The 20,303-nt window shown below is 59.2% G+C and carries 20 protein-coding genes; 16 read left to right on the forward strand and 4 right to left on the reverse strand.

The window, feature by feature from the left end; translation table 11 throughout:
• Positions 1-5 precede the first annotated feature (5 nt).
• The 10 genes from ccoO to ABJD00_RS18215 all read left to right on the forward strand — a co-directional run bounded on the left by ccoO (position 6) and on the right by ABJD00_RS18215 (position 9,181).
• Positions 6-731 carry a cytochrome-c oxidase, cbb3-type subunit II gene (gene ccoO, locus ABJD00_RS18170; protein WP_108837213.1) on the forward strand — a complete coding sequence of 242 codons (726 nt, stop codon included), beginning with the start codon at positions 6-8 and terminating at the stop codon, positions 729-731.
• 14 nt (positions 732-745) lie between these two features.
• Complete coding sequence (locus ABJD00_RS18175; protein WP_413831674.1) at positions 746-931, forward strand: cbb3-type cytochrome c oxidase subunit 3; 186 nt, start codon at positions 746-748, stop codon at positions 929-931.
• Complete coding sequence (ccoP, locus tag ABJD00_RS18180; RefSeq protein ID WP_413831676.1) at positions 931-1,803, forward strand: cytochrome-c oxidase, cbb3-type subunit III; 873 nt, start codon at positions 931-933, stop codon at positions 1,801-1,803. The genes ABJD00_RS18175 and ccoP overlap by 1 nt, the downstream gene beginning before the upstream one ends.
• 191 nt (positions 1,804-1,994) lie before the next feature.
• Complete coding sequence (ccoG, locus tag ABJD00_RS18185; protein WP_413831678.1) at positions 1,995-3,428, forward strand: cytochrome c oxidase accessory protein CcoG; 1,434 nt, start codon at positions 1,995-1,997, stop codon at positions 3,426-3,428.
• A 6-nt stretch (positions 3,429-3,434) separates the two neighbouring features.
• Complete coding sequence (locus ABJD00_RS18190; protein ID WP_413831680.1) at positions 3,435-3,890, forward strand: FixH family protein; 456 nt, start codon at positions 3,435-3,437, stop codon at positions 3,888-3,890.
• Complete coding sequence (locus ABJD00_RS18195) at positions 3,887-6,019, forward strand: heavy metal translocating P-type ATPase (RefSeq protein WP_413831682.1); 2,133 nt, start codon at positions 3,887-3,889, stop codon at positions 6,017-6,019. Before ABJD00_RS18190 ends, ABJD00_RS18195 begins: the two co-directional genes overlap by 4 nt.
• Positions 6,016-6,177 carry a cbb3-type cytochrome oxidase assembly protein CcoS gene (gene ccoS / locus ABJD00_RS18200; protein WP_108837207.1) on the forward strand — a complete coding sequence of 54 codons (162 nt, stop codon included), beginning with the start codon at positions 6,016-6,018 and terminating at the stop codon, positions 6,175-6,177. Before ABJD00_RS18195 ends, ccoS begins: the two co-directional genes overlap by 4 nt.
• A gap of 78 nt (positions 6,178-6,255) precedes the next feature.
• Positions 6,256-7,596 carry an MmgE/PrpD family protein gene (locus tag ABJD00_RS18205; RefSeq protein ID WP_413831685.1) on the forward strand — a complete coding sequence of 447 codons (1,341 nt, stop codon included), beginning with the start codon at positions 6,256-6,258 and terminating at the stop codon, positions 7,594-7,596.
• A gap of 53 nt (positions 7,597-7,649) precedes the next feature.
• Positions 7,650-8,030 carry a VOC family protein gene (locus tag ABJD00_RS18210; protein WP_413831687.1) on the forward strand — a complete coding sequence of 127 codons (381 nt, stop codon included), beginning with the start codon at positions 7,650-7,652 and terminating at the stop codon, positions 8,028-8,030.
• 119 nt (positions 8,031-8,149) lie between these two features.
• Positions 8,150-9,181, forward strand: coding sequence for an extracellular solute-binding protein (locus ABJD00_RS18215; RefSeq protein WP_413831689.1), 1,032 nt, complete (start codon positions 8,150-8,152; stop codon positions 9,179-9,181).
• 55 nt (positions 9,182-9,236) lie between these two features.
• On the opposite strand, the gene ABJD00_RS18220 is transcribed toward ABJD00_RS18215, so the two are convergent.
• Genes ABJD00_RS18220 through ABJD00_RS18235 form a run of 4 tightly spaced genes read right to left on the reverse strand, consistent with a single transcriptional unit; the run spans position 9,237 to position 13,845 of the window.
• Complete coding sequence (locus tag ABJD00_RS18220) at positions 9,237-9,791, reverse strand: pyridoxamine 5'-phosphate oxidase family protein (protein WP_413831691.1); 555 nt, start codon at positions 9,789-9,791, stop codon at positions 9,237-9,239.
• A complete protein-coding gene (locus tag ABJD00_RS18225; protein ID WP_413831693.1) occupies positions 9,784-10,827 on the reverse strand; it encodes a lipocalin-like domain-containing protein in 1,044 nt (347 codons plus the stop codon). The genes ABJD00_RS18220 and ABJD00_RS18225 overlap by 8 nt, the downstream gene beginning before the upstream one ends.
• Positions 10,817-13,195 (reverse strand): FtsX-like permease family protein, encoded by a 2,379-nt coding sequence (locus ABJD00_RS18230; protein ID WP_413831695.1) that lies wholly within the window; start codon positions 13,193-13,195, stop codon positions 10,817-10,819. The genes ABJD00_RS18225 and ABJD00_RS18230 overlap by 11 nt, the downstream gene beginning before the upstream one ends.
• Complete coding sequence (locus tag ABJD00_RS18235) at positions 13,192-13,845, reverse strand: ABC transporter ATP-binding protein (RefSeq protein WP_413831697.1); 654 nt, start codon at positions 13,843-13,845, stop codon at positions 13,192-13,194. The genes ABJD00_RS18230 and ABJD00_RS18235 overlap by 4 nt, the downstream gene beginning before the upstream one ends.
• 193 nt (positions 13,846-14,038) lie before the next feature.
• Between ABJD00_RS18235 and ABJD00_RS18240 the strand changes: the two genes are divergently transcribed.
• The 6 genes from ABJD00_RS18240 to ABJD00_RS18265 all read left to right on the forward strand — a co-directional run bounded on the left by ABJD00_RS18240 (position 14,039) and on the right by ABJD00_RS18265 (position 20,287).
• Positions 14,039-15,076: a LacI family DNA-binding transcriptional regulator gene (locus ABJD00_RS18240; protein WP_413831699.1), complete on the forward strand. Its 1,038-nt coding sequence runs from the start codon at positions 14,039-14,041 to the stop codon at positions 15,074-15,076.
• Positions 15,077-15,176: 100 nt separating this feature from the next.
• Entirely contained in the window at positions 15,177-16,265 is a 1,089-nt protein-coding gene (locus ABJD00_RS18245) for an ABC transporter ATP-binding protein (RefSeq protein ID WP_413831701.1), read from the forward strand.
• A gap of 56 nt (positions 16,266-16,321) precedes the next feature.
• On the forward strand, positions 16,322-17,650 hold the full coding sequence (locus ABJD00_RS18250) for an extracellular solute-binding protein (protein ID WP_413831703.1): 1,329 nt from the start codon (positions 16,322-16,324) through the stop codon (positions 17,648-17,650).
• An 83-nt stretch (positions 17,651-17,733) separates the two neighbouring features.
• Positions 17,734-18,645 carry a carbohydrate ABC transporter permease gene (locus ABJD00_RS18255; protein WP_108837197.1) on the forward strand — a complete coding sequence of 304 codons (912 nt, stop codon included), beginning with the start codon at positions 17,734-17,736 and terminating at the stop codon, positions 18,643-18,645.
• The gene (locus ABJD00_RS18260; RefSeq protein WP_413831704.1) at positions 18,645-19,580 is read left to right on the forward strand and encodes a carbohydrate ABC transporter permease; all 936 of its coding nucleotides are present in this window, start codon (positions 18,645-18,647) and stop codon (positions 19,578-19,580) included. The genes ABJD00_RS18255 and ABJD00_RS18260 overlap by 1 nt, the downstream gene beginning before the upstream one ends.
• Positions 19,580-20,287, forward strand: coding sequence for a cytochrome b561 domain-containing protein (locus ABJD00_RS18265; protein WP_413831706.1), 708 nt, complete (start codon positions 19,580-19,582; stop codon positions 20,285-20,287). Before ABJD00_RS18260 ends, ABJD00_RS18265 begins: the two co-directional genes overlap by 1 nt.
• The last annotated feature ends 16 nt before the right edge of the window (positions 20,288-20,303 follow it).

The raw sequence follows: 20,303 nt of genomic DNA on the forward strand, positions 1-20,303 counted from the left end.
CGAAAATGGCCTTTCTGGACAAACACAAAGCCCTTGAACGCAGCCCGACGCTCTTGTTCGTTGGTTCGCTTCTGGTGGTCTCCATCGGGGGAATCGTGGAAATCGCGCCCCTCTTCTACCTTGAAAACACTATCGAAGAGGTGGAAGGCATGCGCCCTTACAGCCCCTTGGAGCTGGCGGGACGGGACATCTATGTTCGTGAGGGGTGCTATGTGTGCCACTCGCAGATGATCCGCCCCATGCGCGACGAGGTGGAACGCTATGGGCACTATTCACTGGCCGCGGAGTCGATGTACGACCACCCGCACCAGTGGGGATCCAAACGCACCGGGCCTGATCTGGCCCGGGTCGGTGGGCGGTATTCGGACGCATGGCATGTGGATCATCTCAACGATCCGCAATCCGTCGTGCCGGAATCGATCATGCCAAAGTATGAGTTCCTTGGACGCACGCGGATCGACGGCGAGCACATCGAAGATCTGGTGCGCACGCACGCATTCGTCGGCGTTCCCTACACCGAGGAGATGATCGAAAACGCGCTGTTCGACTTCAAGGCGCAGGGTGATCCGGACTCGGATTGGGATGCCACTGTTGAGCGGTATCCCGGTGCGGTCGTGTCTAACTTTGATGGTCAGCCCGAGCTGACCGAGATGGATGCTCTGATCGCTTATCTACAAATGCTGGGCACACTGGTCGACTTTTCGACCTTCACCCCAGACGCAAGCCGCTAACGGAGGACTGAACCATGGATACCTATTCTTTCCTGCGCGAACTGGCTGACAGCTGGGTCCTGCTTGCGATGGTGATTTTTTACATCGCCGCGTGTCTGTATGCGTTCCGCCCCAGTGCGCGGGCCGCCAACGAAGAGGCCGCCAACATTCCCTTTCGCAATGATGGCGAGGTCCAATCCCAAGACATGGAGGCCAAGTAATGGCTGACCAAAAAGACATAGATGACGCAACCGGCGTCGATACGACCGGCCATGACTGGGACGGGATCAAAGAATTGAACAATCCATTGCCGCGCTGGTGGCTGTGGTGCTTTTACGGCACGATTGTGTGGGGTGTTGCCTACACAATCGCCTTTCCAGCCTGGCCGATGATCAACTCGGCCACGTCCGGGGTGCTGGGGTATTCGACCCGCGCCGAGGTGGTCGAACAGATCGCAGTGGTCGAGGCACAGAATGCCGAGGTTTCCATGCGTCTGGCTTCGGCGGATTTGGCTGCACTGGCCCCTGATGATCCGGCGTACCGCTACGGCGTGGCCGGAGGGGCGTCTGTCTTCCTTGCCAATTGCTCGCAATGTCACGGATCAGGTGCTGCCGGTGTGCAGGCGGCAGGCTATCCCAACCTGCTGGACGATGACTGGTTGTGGGGCGGCACGCTGGACGACATCGAATACACCGTGCGTCACGGCATTCGCAACGAAACCGACCCGGATGCCCGTTGGACAGAGATGCCCGCCTTTGGTGACATCTTTGAAAAGGAGGAAATCGCGGCGTCGGTGGAATACGTGCTGTCGATATCCGGTCAGGAACATGATGCGGGCCTTGCCGAACAGGGCGCCCCGTTGTTCGTCGAACAATGCACTGCCTGCCACGGCGATGCTGGTGAGGGCATCCGCGAGTTGGGTGCGCCCAACCTGACGGACGCGATCTGGCTTTATGGCGGCGACCGCGAGACCCTGACGGAGACAATCACGTACTCGCGCTTTGGCGTCATGCCCGCATGGGGCCCGCGTCTGGACGAAACACAGATAAAAGCGGTCACGCTTTATCTGCACCAACTTGGCGGCGGCGAATAAGCCGATTCGCCAATAGGCTGCGCTGCGATGGGGCAATTACTTGCCCCCCCATGGGAGGAGCGTAGCCAACCCGGCCCCTGTCCTGTTCGTACCTAGCGGGGGCCGGGACCATTATTGGGCCCTGTTGATCCAAGTCAAAGCAATCATCCCAAATCATCTGCAATGTGTTATAACGAACAGGACAGTTGAATATGACACAAACACCGGACACACCGCCCGCTCTTTATGCTGCGCGCGAGCCGATCTTTCCTCGGCGCGTCAAAGGCAGCTATCGCACGCTCAAGTGGTGGATCATGGGGGTGACCCTTGCCATCTATTATCTGACCCCCTTCATCCGCTGGGACCGAGGTCCCAACCTGCCTGATCAGGCCGTCCTGATCGATCTTGCGGGGCGCAGGTTTTACTTCTTCTGGATCGAGATTTGGCCCCACGAATTCTATTTCGTTGCGGGCCTTTTGATAATGGCTGGTCTGGGACTTTTCCTGTTCACCTCGGCGCTGGGCCGGGTTTGGTGTGGCTATGCTTGCCCGCAAACGGTCTGGACCGACTTGTTTATCCTTGTGGAGCGCTGGATCGAAGGAGACCGCAACGCGAGGGTCCGCCTTTGGAATGCAAAATGGTCTGCGCACAAAGCGCGCCTGCGCATTACCAAGTGGGTTGTCTGGTTCATTATAGCGATGGCGACAGGTGGCGCTTGGGTGTTCTATTTTGCTGACGCCCCCACATTGCTGGTCGAACTCTTTACGTTTCAGGCGCCACTGGTGGCCTATTCCACCGTTTTGGTTCTGACGGCGACCACGTTCGTCTTTGGCGGATTTATGCGCGAGCAGGTTTGCAATTACATGTGCCCCTGGCCGCGTATTCAGGCGGCGATGATGGACAATGACACGCTGACGGTCGCCTATCGCCACTGGCGAGGCGAGCCGCGCGGCAAGCATCGCAAAGCCGAAGGCGCGGAAAACTTGGGCGATTGCATAGACTGCATGGCCTGCGTCAACGTTTGCCCCGCCGGTATCGACATCCGTGATGGGCAGCAGATGGAGTGTATAACCTGCGCGCTGTGCATCGACGCGTGCGACGACATCATGGAAAAGATCGGCAAGCCGCGTGGCCTTATCGACTACCTTGCCCTTGCCGATGAAGAACGCGAAACCGCGGGCGCGCCACCGCGCCCCTTGTGGCAGCACGTTCTGCGCCCTCGCACCATCCTGTATACCGCGATGTGGAGCCTGATTGGCGTCGCGCTTGTCTATGCGCTGTTTGTTCGGTCGGACATCGATCTGACGGTGGAACCGATCCGCAATCCGCAGTTTGTCACCCTGTCGGATGGGTCAGTGCGCAACACCTACACGCTGCGTATTCGTAATCTGACCGCAGATGATCGCGAATTCCGCGTCATGCTCACTTCAGACGACATTCTGCGCATTGATGTTGAAACGACGGGGGCCGTGCCCAACCACGTGACCGTTCCTGCCAACGAGACTTTGCAGGCCCGTGTCTACGTGATTGCGCGCCCACAGGATGCCGCAGCGGATGCCGAAATCACTGATCTGCGTCTGTGGGTCGAAGACATCGAAACAGACGACCGTGCAGGCGTCGCCACCATCTTTAACGGAAAAGGGTAGGCCATCATGACAAAGCAACTGACCGGCTGGCATGTTCTGGCGATCTTTGGCGCCGCCTTTACCGTGATCATCGGCGTGAACCTGACACTGGCCTTTCAGGCGGTCGCGACCTTTCCGGGTCTTGAGACCCGAAATTCCTATGTGGTCAGCCAGGCGTTTGATGACGACCGGTCCGCACAAGAGGCGCTGGGATGGACCGTCTCCGCCGACGTCACGGACGAAGAGTTGCACCTGTTGATCGACGATGCCATCGGTCCGGTTGTGGCCCATATCAAGTCCGCGACGCTGGGCCGCGCCACCCATGTGGGGGAGGATATCACACCGGAGTTCCTGCACGACGGCACCCGTTTTGTCGCGGATATCCCCGCACTTGGTGCGGGCAACTGGAATCTGCGGCTGGCGGCTGAGGCGCCCGATGGCACGGCCTTTCGTCAGCGCGTGATCGTGCGGATCGCCCCATGACATTGGCAAGCTGCCCCGGTTGCGTCGCAGGCGCGCCCATGGCGGCGTCCAATGCGGTGCGCGGGGGGGTGCCGACCCATGAGCTGATCCTTCCCGCCATTCATTGCTCCGCCTGTATTCAGGCCGTCGAAACCTTGCTGAATGCGCGCCCTGATATCGCAGCGGCGCGAGTCAACCTCAGCCGCAAACGCGTAGCCATCGCCGCCACGCCCGAGGCCGACCCGGCACCTTGGGTCAGTGCCCTTGCGGATATCGGGTTTGAGGCCCATGAGGCGCGTGCGGCACAAAACAAAACCTCTGATGACGGGCTCATGCTGCGCCTTGGTATCGCTGGATTTGCGATGATGAATGTGATGCTTTTGTCAGTTGCCGTCTGGTCAGGGGCCACGGACAGCACGCGCGATTTCTTGCATTGGATCGCCGCCACTATTGCACTGCCAGCCGCATTGTTCTGTGCGCAGCCGTTCTTTGTCTCGGCGTGGAGCGCGTTGCGCGTTTGGCGTCTGAATATGGACGTGCCGATTTCACTGGCGATCGTGCTGGCCTGTGGCCTGTCCCTTTACGAGACAAGCGTGGGCGGTGAACACGCTTATTTTGATGCGGCTTTGTCGCTGACTTTCTTCCTGCTGGGTGGCCGGGTACTTGAAACCCGTATGCGTCGCGCGGCCCGGTCTGCGGCGGCGGATTTGGCGGCACTGGAGCCGAACCGCGTGATCCGTGTGACCGGAGAAAATCGTGTCAGTTGCCCGGTGGATGAGATCAAGGCAGGCGATACTCTTTGGCTGGCTGCCGGTGCCCGCGTCCCGGTGGATGGTGTTTTGTTGGCGTCTGAGGCGCAGGTGGACCGCAGCGCACTCAGCGGTGAAAGCGACGCCATCGCAGTGTCTGAGGGTGCGGTTCTGTCTGCGGGCGAAGTCATGCTGAGCGGCCCCATAACCTTGCGCACCACAGTGGACGCCGCCGGGTCAACCTTGCGCCGCCTTATCCATCTTGCCAGCGTCGCCGAAGGCGCGCGCAGCCGCTACACCAGCCTTGCCACCCAAGCCGCCGGTATCTACGCGCCGCTTGTGCACGGGCTGTCCTTTGCCGCGTTCCTTGGCTGGTCCTTTGCGACGGGCGACATCTATCACGCCCTGACCATAGCCATTGCGACGCTGATCATCACATGTCCCTGCGCTCTGGGGTTGGCTGTACCTGCGGTGTCCACTGTTGCGACGGGGCGATTGTTCCGCGCCGGTGTTTTGGTGAAGTCCGAAACCGCGCTGGAGCGTCTGGCCGAAGTGGACACTGTCGTCTTTGACAAGACCGGCACGCTGAGCGACAGCGCCTTGGTGCCGGGGGCGGACATGACGCAAGAGGCGCGAGGCGTGCTCAAGGCGCTGGCCGAGGCGTCGGACCACCCCCTTAGCCGTTCGGTTCTGTCTGCCCTGTCCGACGTTTCGGCGGCGGATTTGAACGAGATCAGCGAACATCGGGGCCTTGGCATCAAAGGCATTTTCGCAGACATGCCGGTCGCGCTCGGCGACAGTGGCTGGGTTGGGCGAGGCACGGGAACCGTGTTGCAACTTGGTGACGACGTCTTTGCGCTTGAGCGTCGCGAACGCGCGTTGCCCGAAGCGGCCGACACGTTGCGCGCGCTGCGGGACATGGGCCTTGAGGTGCATATGCTGACGGGCGACAGTCAGGCCAACGCAGACCGGATGGCTGCGACGCTCAAGGTCGAACACGTGCATGCCAGTGTCATTCCCGAGCGCAAACAGGCCCTGATTCACGACCTTCAGGACGCGGGCAAAAAAGTGTTGATGGTGGGTGACGGACTTAATGACACGTTGGCGCTGACCCAAGCATGGGCCTCCATCGCCCCCGGCACTGCACTTGAGGCCAGTCAGAATGCAGCTGATGTTGTGCTGCTGGGCCAGCATCTGTCTGGCATTCCGGACGTGATCCATATCGCACGCTCTGCCCGCGATCGCATCCTTGAGAACTTTGGCCTTGCTGCTCTTTACAATATGATCGCGATCCCGCTGGCGTTGGCAGGGTTTGCCACACCGCTGATGGCCGCCCTTGCCATGTCGACCAGTTCGATTACGGTCACCCTGAACGCCCTCAGAACGCGAGCCCGCCCATGAACATCCTTGTCATCCTTGTGCCCTGTTCGCTGATCCTTGGCCTTGGCGCGTTGTTCGCCTTTGTCTGGACCTTGCGCCATGACCAATATGACGACCCGGCAGGCGACGCCGCGCGCATCCTTCTGAACGATGATGTGCCGCCCGAAGAACGCGGCTGACCTGATACGTCGTGAACGGGCGACCCTTGTGTCGGGACCGGGACCGCGCGCTATGTGAGGTAGGGTCAGGCTGACGAGATGACCTATGACGAAATAGCCGCCTTCGCCCTCGACCCGCTCGATATTCCAGAAGAAGCAGTCGAAATGGCCGCCGCGTTGCTGATCGACACGCTGGGGGTTGGGGCAGGGGCGGTTGACCTCGCACCTGCAAGGATCGCTCGGGATCATGCAGTGCGGTTTATGTCCGCTGGCGGGCCTGAAGATGCCGCGCCGCTGCTCTTTGATGGACGGAGCGCCTCTATTCCCGGTGCTTCGTTTGCTTTGGCGACACAGATCGACAATCTGGACGCCCATGACGGGTACAACCCGACCAAGGGGCATATCGGCTGCGCAGTTGTGCCTGCCTTGTGCGCTTTTGCCGAGCATATGCCTGACCTGATCGCCCGCGACGCTCTGATCGCCCTTGTGATGTCTTATGAACTGTCGGCCCGCGCGGCCATCACGTTGCACGCTACGGTGAGCGACTATCACACATCGGGTGCATGGAACGCGCTGGGGGTTGCGGCCCTTGGTTGCCGGTTGCGGGGCATGGACGCTGGACAGTTGCGGCACGCCTTGGGGATTGCGGAGTATCACGGCCCACGCAGCCAGATGATGCGCGAGATCGCGAACCCCACGATGCTGCATGACGGATCGGGCATGGGCGCATTGGTGGGCGCTATGGCCGTGCTGATGGCCGAAGACGGGTTCGAAGGGGCACCCGCCATCACGGTTGAGGCGCCCGAGGCGGCCCCATTTTGGGCTGATCTGGGCCAGACTTGGACCATCACAGAGAATTACATCAAACCTTACCCGATCTGCCGTTGGGCCCACGCAGCCCTTGATGCGCTGGGTGACCTGATCGACATGCATAAACTGACTGCCGATGATATCGCGGGCATTCAGGTCAATACATTTGCGCAATCCGCTGCGTTGTTTCCAGGCATGCCGGAGACCACGTCGCAGGCACAATATTCGCTTGGTTTTGCGCTGGCTGCGCGCCTGATCCATGGGCGGATTGGGCCCGAGCATGTGTCCGGCGCAGGCTTGCGCGACGCCGCAGTCGCAGCCGTGCTGCCACAGATCACCATCACCGAAGACCCCCGCCATTCCGACCGCTTCCCCATGGGACGCTGGTCCGATGTGACGGTGGCGCATGTGGATGGGCGGGTGCTGTCGTCGGGAGATGTGCATGCGCGTGGCGGGCCTGAGGCGCCGATGCCCTTGTCTGAGGTCGAAACCAAGTTCCACGCCATGTCTGGTGGCCTGTCCGAGCATCGCAAGGCCGCTATCTGGGACATGCGTGCGCGGATGCTGCGCCCTGAAACCCGCTTTGGCGATCTGCTTGGACTGCTGCGCGGATCGGTCGGTTCAGCGTGATTTGACCCTCCGGGGAATGGCTGAAATGATGGGCCAACTTGGGAGAGAGACATATGCAAATCACCAGACTGGATCACGTGAACCTGCGCACTGAGCAGCTTGAGGTAATGACTGATTGGTATGTGGATGTGCTGGGATTAGATAATGGCGCGCGCCCGAATTTCGGGTTTCCCGGTGCATGGCTTTATGCAGGTGACGTAGCCGTCGTGCATCTGGTCGGCGTTTCGCAGGATGCAGGTGTTGGATCTGAGGCTACGCTGAAGCTGGAGCATTTTGCGTTGTGGGCCAAGGATGCAGCCGGATTCGAAGCGCGGTTGCAAGATCGCGGTGTCGAATTTCAAAAGTCCGGCATAGATGAGCTGAGGCTTGTCGCCTTCAACATATGGGACCCGGATGGAAACCATATCCACGTGGATTTCACGGACGCTGCGTAAGCAGTAATCACCTACAGATCGATTGAAAAATTATTTCCGACTAAATTAGTAGGGATACTTGCGTTGTGTCAAAAAATAGTATCTGAGTGTTTTAGTAAACATATCTCAATGGAGTTCCCATGCCACGCCCAGCTTTCCTTTTCACCTCCGCCCTCACTGCTGCCGCGGTCACGCTTGGCCCACTTGCTGCCGCTGCTGAAGGTGAACTGAACCTCTACTCCTCGCGTCATTATGACACTGACGAGCGTCTTTATTCCGACTTCACCGAAGCCACCGGTATCGCCATCAATCGGATCGAGGGCAAAGCTGACGAGCTGATTGCGCGGATGAAGGCCGAAGGGGCGAATTCGCCTGCGGACATCCTGCTGACAGTGGACACATCGCGCCTGGAACGCGCCAAGGACGCAGGCGTGTTGCAAAGCGTGGACAGTGACGTGCTTGAGGCGCGTATTCCGGCCTATTTGCAAGACAGCGACAATCAGTGGTTCGGGTTCAGCCAGCGCGCGCGCATCATCTTTTATGACAAGAACGACGTCGAAAATCCGCCCCAAACTTATGCCGACCTCGCAGACCCGGCCTATAACGGCATGGTTTGTCACCGCTCCTCAACCAACGTCTACTCGCAGACCCTGCTGGCTTCGGTCATCGAACATGCAGGCGCCGAGGCGGCCACTGCATGGGCGCAAGGGGTGGTCGACAACTTTGCTAGGAAGCCGCAAGGCGGCGATACCGATCAGTTGCGCGGTCTGGTGTCGGGTGAGTGCGATATCTCGATCTCGAACACGTACTACTTTGCCCGCTCCATTCGCCGCGATGTGGATGGCCTGCCCACGGAGGCACGCGATAACATCGGTTGGGTGTTCCCGTCGCAGAACGCAGAAGGTGCACACATGAACCTGTCGGGCGGTGGCGTGGCGCTGAATGCACCAAACCGCGACAACGCGGTGGCCTTTCTTGAATACCTCGCCAGTGATCAGGCGCAGCAATATTTCTCAGCCGGCAACGACGAATACCCGGCCGTACCTGGTGTCGCGCTCAGCCCGTCTGTAGCGGCCCTTGGTCTGTTCAAACCCGATGACGTTGATCTGAGTGCTGTGGCCAAGAACGTGCCAGAGGCGCAGCGCATCTTTAATACGGTTGGTTGGCAATAACTGCTCCACTCACAGACCGTTAACAAAGGCCCGGGCGATTTTGCCCGGGCCTTTTTTATGGGGCGACCCATGTCCCTTGCCATAGGGTGTCAGCACGATAAATCGCACGCCTGTGCTGTGCGCCAAGATGGACAAGGTCGATGTCCACCAGATGACAGCGCAGCACCGCAAAGCGTTCCCGTAGGGCCGGTTTTTCATAGTCATAGACGGATGAAATCGGCGTGCCTGGTATGGGCTGGGTTCCGTAGGACACCCGAGAGCCCACAGGCACCCGCGCCCAATCATCATCGATCTCGGGTCCGGTCAGGATCTCGACCTGTGCTTGCAGCCGGATTTGCACATCCGCACGTGGCAGCCAGATGTGCAGGCTGGCGCGGGGGCTGTGGCGCAGGGCGGTGATTTTTGGGGTCTCAATGTCGGTATGCACCTCGACAAAACCCTCAGTACGAATTGCTGCGCGTATCGCGACGGTGCGCGCCTCGGGCCAGCCATCGGGCGAAGTGGTGGCAAAGGTCGGATAGCGCGCTGGCGACTTTGCATCGGCCACGCCGCGTGCAAGGTGCTGCCATGCCTCATCCAGAAAGGCGGCCAGATCGTTTGGATCACTCATACCCTGTCATCTCCAGATATCCGCGCCCGGTGTGCGAGCCAGTGATGCCCACCGGCCCCTCCCAATAGGGGATCGACAGGCCCATCCACGCATCCGTGTTCATTGCGCTGACTGTCACATCCACGTTGCGCGCAGGCAAGGCGACTTGCCAGCGCGTGGGTATGCCCCTGCCTGCGACGTTGCTCGTTTCCAGAGGACGGGCGGTGAATGCGCCATCCGCGTAAGCCGTCGTTGCGCCATCCGCCTCGATCCATGTGGCCGAACTGAATGTTGATCCATCCGTTTGGCGTAGCTGGAACCCCATCAGCTTGGCCCCCTGATCAAAGGACAGCGAAAACCAGTCCCAGCCTGATTGTGTGTCACTTAAAGGTTGCGACGACCATTCCCGGTCGAGCCATGCCTGTCCACTGACCATGACCTGTCCTTCGGGCAGGGTCAGCGTGCCAGAGATGTCATAGAAAGGTTGGGAGTAGTAATAACTGGCCTGCCCCTCGGAAGATTTGACGGAAAAGCCCGCATCGCCGTGAAAGACCAGCGGTCCTTGCGCCTCAAGCGTCATGTCATAAGCAAAGTCAGGCGTATGTGCGGACAGGGACAGGGTGTCGAAATCCGGCCCCTCAAGCGCCCATTCGTCAATCCACGCACGGAAGGGGGACGCCTGCACGCCTGCTTGGCCTATGCCGCCGCGCGCGAACCTCTCGGAGGCGAGATGTGAGTCGGGCGTAGTGACGGCGGCATGCGCAAACCAGATTTGCGGCGAGGCCCATCCTTCGTCTTCTCCCGGCGCGAGGGCCGAGCGAAAGAGGGTCCATTGCAGGCCGTAAGCTGTGCCATCTGCGGCTTCGAGCGTGGCCGTCAGGTACCACCATTCGATTCGGTAGTCGGGGTGGGGGCCGTGATCGGCAGGGAAAGCGAAAGCAGGGTTGGGCGTGGGGGTGGCAAATTCTGCGTCCGCTTCCGACCCGAGGCTGGAAAACCCCTGGGCCAGCGCAGAAAGCGGCAACAGGCATAGAAGAAGGAAAAGCCTAACGTTCATGCGCAAACACCTTGAGGAGGGCGGCTGGGGGCGTGCGGATCAGGCGCCAAGCGGGCCATGCAGCTGCAAGTGCAACGGCAACAAGGGCATAGGCCCCCAGTTGTAGATAATCTAACGGGAACAGAAACATGGGCAGTTGCCACCCGAAAGCCTCTACATTGACCAAGGCCAGCAAAATCCATGCCAAGGCGAGGCCCAAAGGGATAGCGCAGGCAAAGACCAATACGCCCAAGCCCACTGCACGACAGAGTTCCAAGCGCCCCAGCGTGGCCCGCGTCACGCCGATAGTCCAGACAGGGGCAAGTTGAGGAACCCGCAAGTCGGCCAGCGTCAGCAGGCTCATCAAAATGGCAAAGGTGGCGACCCCAAGTGTGAGAACATTCAAGGCCGCTGTGACAGAAAAAGTGCGTTCGAACACTTCCATGGACAACGCCTTGATCGCGCCCTGATTGATCATCGCATTTTCTGGCAGTCCGACCTGTTCGACGATCTTAGCGCGCAAGGCTGGGGCGTCGCCTGTGCGCATAGCAAACTGCGCGGCATAGTTGTCTGGATAAAGTGTCGCGAACACTTCCTCTGAGACGACAACCTGACCTTCTGGATTACCATAGTCGCCGACCACTGCGGCAATTGGGAGGGTCAAGTCTGGTGATATCTCTATACTGTCCCCGACCCGCAGATCGCTGCGTCTGGCTAGTTGTTCATTGGCGATCAACGCCTCGCCGCGCTCCACACGATCCCAGGCGTCGCTTTCCTCAGCCAAAAATGCCCAGTTGTTGCGGTAGGTCGGCCCGACCCGTACGCCAAACACTTGCGCGGGGCGCCCTTCGATCTTGGCTGAGGCGGATCGCAGGGGGAGCGTTTCTATACCTTGGGCGATTAGATACGCCTCCAGTTGCACGCTTTGTTCGGCATTGTCCACGCGCGCAAACAGTTCTGGGGCAAGGCGCTGATCCAGAAACCCGACAAAGGTCAGTCGGAAACTCGACACCATCGTTGACACCCCTACATTGGCCGACACGGCGAGCAACAAGGCCATCAACGCAAGGCTAAGGCCCGGCAGTTGCTGGCGTGTGTCGGCCCAAAACCATTGCCAAATGGGCTGCGAGGCGCGCGCCTCAATCAGCCTCAGTGCGTAGGACGCCAGCACTGGCAGCGCCAGCGCGCCGCCGATTAAAAGACATCCCAGCAAGGCGAAAACAGGGATCAACCCATCTGCGAAGACCACAAGCAACACTGCCGTCGAAAGGAGGCCAAGCGCGGCGACACTCTGTACACCAAAGCGCGTCGCCCCCGACATCACCCACGCACGGGGCCGCGCACTCGCCAAGAGCGGCATGCGAGCGATCTGCCAGATGCGCCCTGCCAAGGCGATGGCGGTACCAAGCATTGCAAGCAAGAACCCCGACAGCCACCATTCAGCGCGAAAGCCCAGCGTGCCCGACACCTCCGCCCCGTAAAGCCCGCGCAGTGTGGCGGCGACATCCGGCAGCAGAAGGGCGGCAATCACATAGCCCATGACGATACCAAGTGCGGCCCCAATAGCCGCCAGCCCCAACATCTCGACCGTGATCAGCGTCACCAGAGTCCGCAGGGGCACCCCAAGCGCACGAATGGTGCGGATCATTCCGCGCCGCTGCTCAAAAGCCAGCCCGATAGTCGCGTGTACGATGAACAGACCCACAGCAAAGCTGAGCAGTCCAAAGGCTGTGAGGTTCAGGTGAAAGCTGTCGGTGAGTTGGGCGACATCCGCCACTTGCTGGGAAGGCTGCAAGCGCAAGCCGGGGGCGATGGTTTCAAGATCGGGACGACCGATGGGCTGTTCGGGCAGCAAGACGAGGGTCGAAAGATCATCGCGCCCTGAAAGACGCTGCACCGTGCCGATATCACCGACGGCCACACCGGGGGCGACGTTTTCATTCACGCTGACGCGGGCCCGATCCCCAAGTGCCGCAGCGGTTTCTGCGTTGGCAAACAACAGGTCTGGCTCGCCGGGCATCAGTGCGGGTGTTTCTTCGGCGAATGTCAGTCCGGCAAAACCTGTCGGCGACGTCACAGGCTCCACTCCGATCACCCGCACATCTCCAAGCCGTACGTCCAAGGCCGGGGACACCAGCCAACCGGCGCGCCGCAAGGTCACATATGTGTCTTGGGCGATAGCGTTGCCCTGTTTGGGGATCAGCCGATCAAACCGCCCTTCGCCAAGGGTTGCGGCCGCGGCATCGTAGCTGGCGCGCGCTTCGCTGTTGATCGCCTGCACGCCGGACCAAAGAGCCGTCGCAATGGCGAGGCCGGCCAGATAGGCGAACAGCTGAACCGGATTGCGTCGCCAGTGGGACAGCAGGGCGATGAGACAGGTACGGATCATACCACCTTGCCACCGCTCAATTCCAATGTGCGATCCATGCGTGCGGCGACCTTGGGCGAATGGGTGACCACCATCAGAGCTGTGCCGCTTTGCTGGACAAGTTCCAGCATCTGCTCCAGCACGGTCGCACCTGTTTTTTCATCCAGATTGCCGGTGGGTTCATCGGCCAGAAGCAGTTTGGGACCGGCCGCAAGCGCGCGTGCAATGGCGACACGCTGTTGCTGGCCACCTGACAGGGCCTCTGGGTATTTGGAGAGTTGATCCGACAGGCCCAACGCCTCGGCAAGAGCCGTGACGTGGGCAGTATCGACCTTGCCCGCAAGTGCTGCCTGAAAGGAGATGTTGGCCCCCACGGTGAGGGACGGGATCAAGTTGAACTGCTGAAAGACAAGTGCAATGTCGCGGCGGCGCATGGCAGCCCGCCCGCTGTCATCCATGGCTGTAATATCCTTCCCGAACACATGAACAGACCCCGCGTCCGGTGCCTCAAGACCAGCCGTAATATGCAATAGCGTGCTTTTTCCGCTGCCGGATTCACCTGTAAGGGCTAGGGTTTGGCCCTGATCCAAAGCGAGGCTCACGCCTTGCAACACAGGAATGCGGCCATCTTCATGGAGATAGGATTTTTCAACAGATTTGATCGTAAGCAACGTAGCTCCCCCATTGCACACATACTTATGTCGCCAAGTGCGGGCGGACAGGGAGTGCGCATGCGATATAAGCGCCTACCCCGCATGCGCAGGGCAGACAAGCAGGCCGAAGGAGAACGCCTAGGGAGGGCACACTTGCGCGTCGCGCTGTGGTTGCGCAATATGTGACCGATAACACTTTTCTGGTGCATGCGTGAAAAAGCCCCTCAAATCGCAATCCACGGTGACTATGCGGGACGTGGCACAAGCCGCAGGCGTGTCGCGCATGACTGTGTCGCGCGCGTTGAAAAAAGACAGTCCGGTTTCGCGCGAGACCCGTGAACACATCCTGTCGATCGTGCGCGAGATGAACTACGTCCCGGACCAGATGGCGGGCAGTTTGACCACCAAACGGTCTGGTTTTGTCGCTGTTCTGGTGCCTTCACTCAACAACCTGCACTTTGCCGAAACGGTTCAGGCGTTGACCGAAGAGTTGGAGAACATCGGACAGCAAATCCTGTTGGGCTACACCAACTACGAACGCGACCGCGAGGAAGAGCTGGTTGAGACCATGCTGCGCCGGCGCCCGGAGGCAATAGTGCTGTCCTATGACGGGCACACAGAGCGCACCATCGCGTTGCTGCGCGACGCCAATGTGCCCGTGGTGGAATTGTGGGAGCGGCCTGAGCAGCCCATTGGTCATACAGTTGGCTTTTCTAACGTGGCTGCGGCACAGCAAATGACGTGCGCGATGATTGCGCGCGGGTATCGCAACATCGCGTTTCTGGGTGAGGTCGAAGATGATTGGACGCGGGGCGCTGCACGGCGCAAAGGGTTCAGTGCTGCAATGAAAGAGGCCGGGTTGTCCGACCACCGCATTCTGCGCCTCGGGAAACCACCTTTGTCAATCGAGGATGGCGCCGCCGCAGCTCCTGAGCTGCTCGCGCGCTATCCCGACACCGACTGCATATTCTGCGTGTCGGATGCACCCGCGTTTGGCCTGACGTCGGCCTTGCGCCGCGCAGGTAAGGCGGTGCCGGATGACATTGGCATTCTGGGGTTCGGCAATTTCGAGGTGTCGCGCTTTTCCTCGCCGACGATCACGACGGTCACGGTGGATCCCAAGGCCATCGGGCAGGCGGCCGGACGCATGATCGCCGGATTGCTCGAGGCGCCTGATCACACCGAGTCGGCACGCCAACATGTCAGCGTCGACGTCGAACTGGAATTCCGGGAAAGTACAAAACCGTAAGCTTGCGGGCGGGTTACTGAAATAAAAGGACTCTTTTTCCTTGTGTTACCGGTCACATTGCCTAATGTGACCGGTAACACATCGGGGGGAGAGAGCCGATATGCCGACCATTCGCCTTGAAAATTTGATCAAACGCTACGGCGAAGTTCAGGTCCTGCATGGGATTGACTTGGAGATGGCGGACAATGAATTCACCGTCTTGGTTGGTCCTTCGGGGTGCGGAAAATCCACGACCTTGCGCATGATTGCCGGGCTTGAGGATGTGAGTGAGGGCGAGATTTTTGTGGATGGCAAACCTGTCAGCCACCTTGAGCCGAAAGATCGCGATCTGGCGATGGTGTTTCAGGACTACGCGCTTTACCCGCATATGAACGTTGCGCAGAACATCAGCTTTGCCTTGCGACTTGCCCGCCGACCGAAAGCGGAAATCGAAAAGAAGGTGCGCGAAGTGGCCGACACTGTTGGCCTGACCGAGTTCCTCGCGCGCAAGCCCGGCGCCCTGTCCGGCGGGCAACGTCAGCGGGTTGCGATGGCGCGCGCATTGGCCAAGGACAGCGGTATTTTCCTTTTTGATGAACCGTTGTCAAACCTCGACGCTAAACTGCGCGGTCAAATGCGCGCCGAACTGGCGTTGATGAGCCAGCGTGTTCAGAAGAACATGATCTACGTCACGCACGACCAGATCGAGGCGATGACACTGGCCGATCGGATCGTGGTCATGCACGGCGGCTATATACAGCAGCAAGGTACGCCCGAAGAGTTGTTCAAGCGCCCGGTGAACAAGTTTGTCGCCGGTTTCATGGGCATGCCCCCGATGAATTTCCTCGATGGTGAGATCGTCGAACATGATGGCGGTGTCTTTGTTAAAGGTGACGGGTTCGATGTGCAGCTGATTGGTGAAAAAGCGGCCAAAGCGCAAAAACATACCAACAAGCAGATCACCCTGGGTATTCGCCCCTCTGATCTGGCCTTTGAAGCGGATGCCGAACCTGCGCGGGCTCTGAATTTGGACGTTGAAGTCTCGGAGTATGTGGGCGCCCAGTCTGTCCTGCTCTGCAAGTGTGGCCCTGCCCGGGTGATGGTCGAAGTGAACTCGCAAACGCCAGTGGTTCTGGGCCAAACCCTGACATTCGCAATCGATCCAAGCGGTGTGCACCTGTTCGATCGCAAAACTGAAGTCGCGCTGTAAGCGTGCAAGCCAAAGTCGCGATTTAGCGCGCAAACAAAGTTCAATGGGAGGAACTGATGATTAAAGGACTGAAATCAACAGCCGTAGGTCTAACGACCATGGCGTTTATGACAGGAGCGGCCTTTGCCAATCCTTATGCGGAGTACGAAGGCACGACCCTGATCGTGAACTTCCCCGCCCACCCGCACTACAACGCGGTAATGCAGATTTTGCCAGAATTCACCAAGCAAACCGGTATCGAAGTCGAAGTTGATCAACTGCCCTACCTCAAGATGCGCGAGCGCCAAACGCTTGAGCTGGCACAGGACGAGGGCGAATACGACCTGATCGCCTATGTGGTGTTTTCCAAGGCGGACTATGTTTACGCCGACCAGCTGGAAAACCTCGCCAAGTATTTCATGAACCCCAAGCTGTCCAACCCAACCTATGACGCCAGCGACCTGATTGATGGGTATGTCTATAACATCGGTTTTGCCGGCGGTGACAAAGGGTATCTGCAAGGCTCGACGGGCTCTCTGTTTGGTATTCCTTATGGGTCGGAAACGTCCGTGCTTGGCTACCGCAAGGACATCTTTGAAAAGCATGGGCTCGAAGTGCCTGAGACATATGACGAGATGCTCGAGATTGCCTGCCAAATCCCCGAGCTGGAACCCGGTATGGGCGGTCTGTCCTCGCGTGCGGCGTCTGGTCACCACGCAGCACACGCCTTTCTGCTGCACCTGAACCCACTGGGTGGGGCGATCTTTGATGACGAATGGAACCCGGTCGTCAACAATGCAGCCGGCGTGCAAGCGGCCGAAGCGCTCAAATCCATCGTTGATTGTGGGCCCGAAGGTGCGACGAACTTCGGATTTGGCGAAGCGCTGGGCTCGTTCCTGAATGGCGACACGGCGATGTTCCTCGACACCACAGTTGTGGCAGGGCAAATCGATGATCCAAGCAAGAGCCAAGTCGTAGGCAAAGTGGGTTGGGCGATGCACCCGATGGGCGTCAAGCGCGCCAGCCAAACTGGTGGTTTCGGCATCGGCATCCCTGCCAACGCAGAAAACAAAGAAGCGGCATTCCTGCTGATGCAGTGGCTGACCTCGAAAGAGGGCGACAAGCTGGTGGCGATGGCCGGCGGCAACCCGTCGCGTTTCTCGACACACGCAGATGCGGATGTGAACGCCAAATTCCCACACATGGCCACTTTTGGTGAAGCGCTGCAGCACGCTGATCCCGACTGGCGTCCGATCATCCCCGTCTGGGGCAAGATCAATGCCGATCTGGGTACCACTCTGTCCAAAGTTCTGACCGAAGACCTCGACATTCAGGAAGCTCTGGATGGGGTGGCCGAACGGACCAAAGCCGTGATGGAGGACGCAGGCTACTACACCTGGAACTAAACTGACCCTCCAGCTGGGGCGCGTTGCATCTTGCGCGCGCCCCGGATTTTCCAAAGCCTTCTGTTGAAAACGAGGTTCCCGTCATGCGTACTGCCATGGCCAACCGCCTGACCCCATACATGTTCATGGCACCCGCCATCGTTATCATGGCGCTCGCCCTGATGTACCCGCTGGGCTACATGATCTGGGGCAGTTTCCGCGATTGGAACCCCAGCCAGACCATTGGCGAGGCCGAATTTGTGGGCCTCAAGAACTACATCACCTTGTGGGGTGACCCGAATTTCCACGAAAGCCTTGGCGTCACACTGCGCTTCGCCTTTTTCGTTGTCAGCATCGAGATGGTCCTGGGCGTGGGCCTCGCCTTGCTGCTGGATCGTGACATTCGCGGGATCTCGGTGCTGCGCACCATGTTTATTCTGCCCATGATGATTGCGCCGGTCGTGGTGGGCCTGATGTGGCGTTACATGTATCACCCCACGGTGGGCACCTTTAACCGCTTTCTTGATGGGATTGGCCTGCCGACCGTCGACTGGTTGGGGCAGCACGCGCTGATGTCCATCATCATTGCCGATATCTGGCAATGGACCCCGTTTATCTTCATCCTGTCGCTGGCCGCGTTGCAATCCTTGCCCCGCTCCGCCCTTGAAGCGGCGCGTATCGATGGGGCAACGGCGTGGCAGCAGGTCATTCACATCAAACTGCCGCTGATGATGCCCGTGTTGATCGTCACCGGCCTGCTGCGCCTGATCGATGCCTTTAAAGTGCTCGAAGTGATCCTTGTGATGACCGAAGGGGGGCCGGGCCTTTCTACCGAAATCCTTGCTTTGCGCATTTCACGCACCGCGACCGAATTCCGCGAGTTGGGCGTGGCCGCCGCCATGTCGAACTACCTGCTTATACTGCTCTTGCTGCTGACCGTGGCGATGTTCGCCTTCAACCGCTGGCAAGAGACACGCGCCGCCCGGGTGCAAGCGCTGGTGGAGGAGGACGACTGATGGCGAGCCCAAACACAAAAGCGAACCCAGCCTTCTATGCGGTCATCGCGTTGCTGGTTTTCATGTCCGTGGGGCCTGTGATCCTGATGTTCATGAACTCGTTCAAGCTGGACGTTGATATCATCTCGGGCAGTTCGGGGCTGATCTTTCTGCCCACGATCCAAAACTACGAAAAGGCGCTGTGCGATGTGCTGTGGTACGAACCGGATCACGTCGATTTCTGCTCGCTCAAGTTCGGCGGGGCGTTCATTAATTCCTTAATCATCGCGCTGATTTCAACCGTTTTAACCTTGGTGATTGGGTGCATGGCGGCCTATGCGCTGGTTCGGTTCCGGTTCATGGGGCGTGATACCGTTTCGCTGTCGACTTTAATGGTGCGCATGGTGCCGCCTGCCGTGCTTCTGGTTCCGGTTTTTGGGCTCTGGAACAATGAATTCTGTCTTGACCGCGATGGGCTGATCGGCGGCGTGATCCGAGATACATTTGGTGGACGCGGCGATGTCTGTCTCGCCGGCACACATTCGGGCATCATCCTGATTTATGTGGCGATGAACCTGCCCTTCGTGATCTGGATATTGCAAAGCTTTATCGTGCAGGTCCCACGCAGCCTTGAAGAGGCCGCACGCGTCGACGGGGCAGGGCCGTTTCAGGTGTTCTTCAAAGTGGTTCTTCCACTGATCAAACCTGGCCTCGCAGCAGCCGCGATCTTTACTTTCCGCATTGCATGGAACGAATACCTGCTGGCCTCAGCCCTTTCGGATCGTGACACCCGCACCGTGCCGATTTTGATTGTAAACAACATGTCCGAATTCAACGTCGAATGGGGGGTGATCATGGCGACAGGGATGTTGCTAGCGATCCCGCCGATCATCTTTACCCTGTTCGCGTCGCGTCAGATTATCACCGGCATGACGGCTGGTGCGGTCAAGGGCTGATGTTTGACTGGCTGCTCTCTCCCATCAATGCGGATGCGCCGCATCTGGTGGAGTTTGCTGTGGCTTGGCATGGCCGGTTCATGGTGCTGGCCTGGGGCATTCTTGCGCCTCTGGCCGTCGTCGTGGCGCGCTATTTCAAGGTGATGCCAGGACAAGACTGGCCGCGCGAGTTGGACAATCAGACATGGTGGCGCGGGCACTGGATCGGGCAAATGGTGGTGTTTGGCCTGTCGGTGACGGCGCTGATGCTGGTGTTGCCACTCAACTTTTCTGAAACGGGTCTGCATGGCATCCTTGGCAGCGCAGTGCTCGTCGCGCTGATCATCCAGGTTTTGCTGGGACTGTTTCGCGGCAGCAAAGGAGGCCCAACAGCGCGCGCGCCTGATGGTTCGCTGAGCGGCGATCACTATGACATGACCACCCGGCGACGCTGGTTCGAAGTTTTGCACAAGACACTTGGTTACTGCGTGCTGGTGTTGGGGGCGATCACCATCATCTACGGGCTGCTCCATGCAAATGGACCAAACTGGATGTGGGTTGTTCTGGTATTGTGGTGGCTTGGGCTGGCTGTGGCATGCGTTGTTCTGGAACAACGTGGCATGGCCATGAACAGCTATCAGGCAATTTGGGGCAACGACCCGGCGCATCCCGGCAACACCTCTCCGTCCAACCACGATGATCAGATGACAGGCCTTCAAAATCACTGACCGGGCATCTCGCGCT

This window comes from Tateyamaria sp., from assembly GCF_039945315.1.
In the GTDB taxonomy this organism is placed as follows: domain Bacteria; phylum Pseudomonadota; class Alphaproteobacteria; order Rhodobacterales; family Rhodobacteraceae; genus Tateyamaria.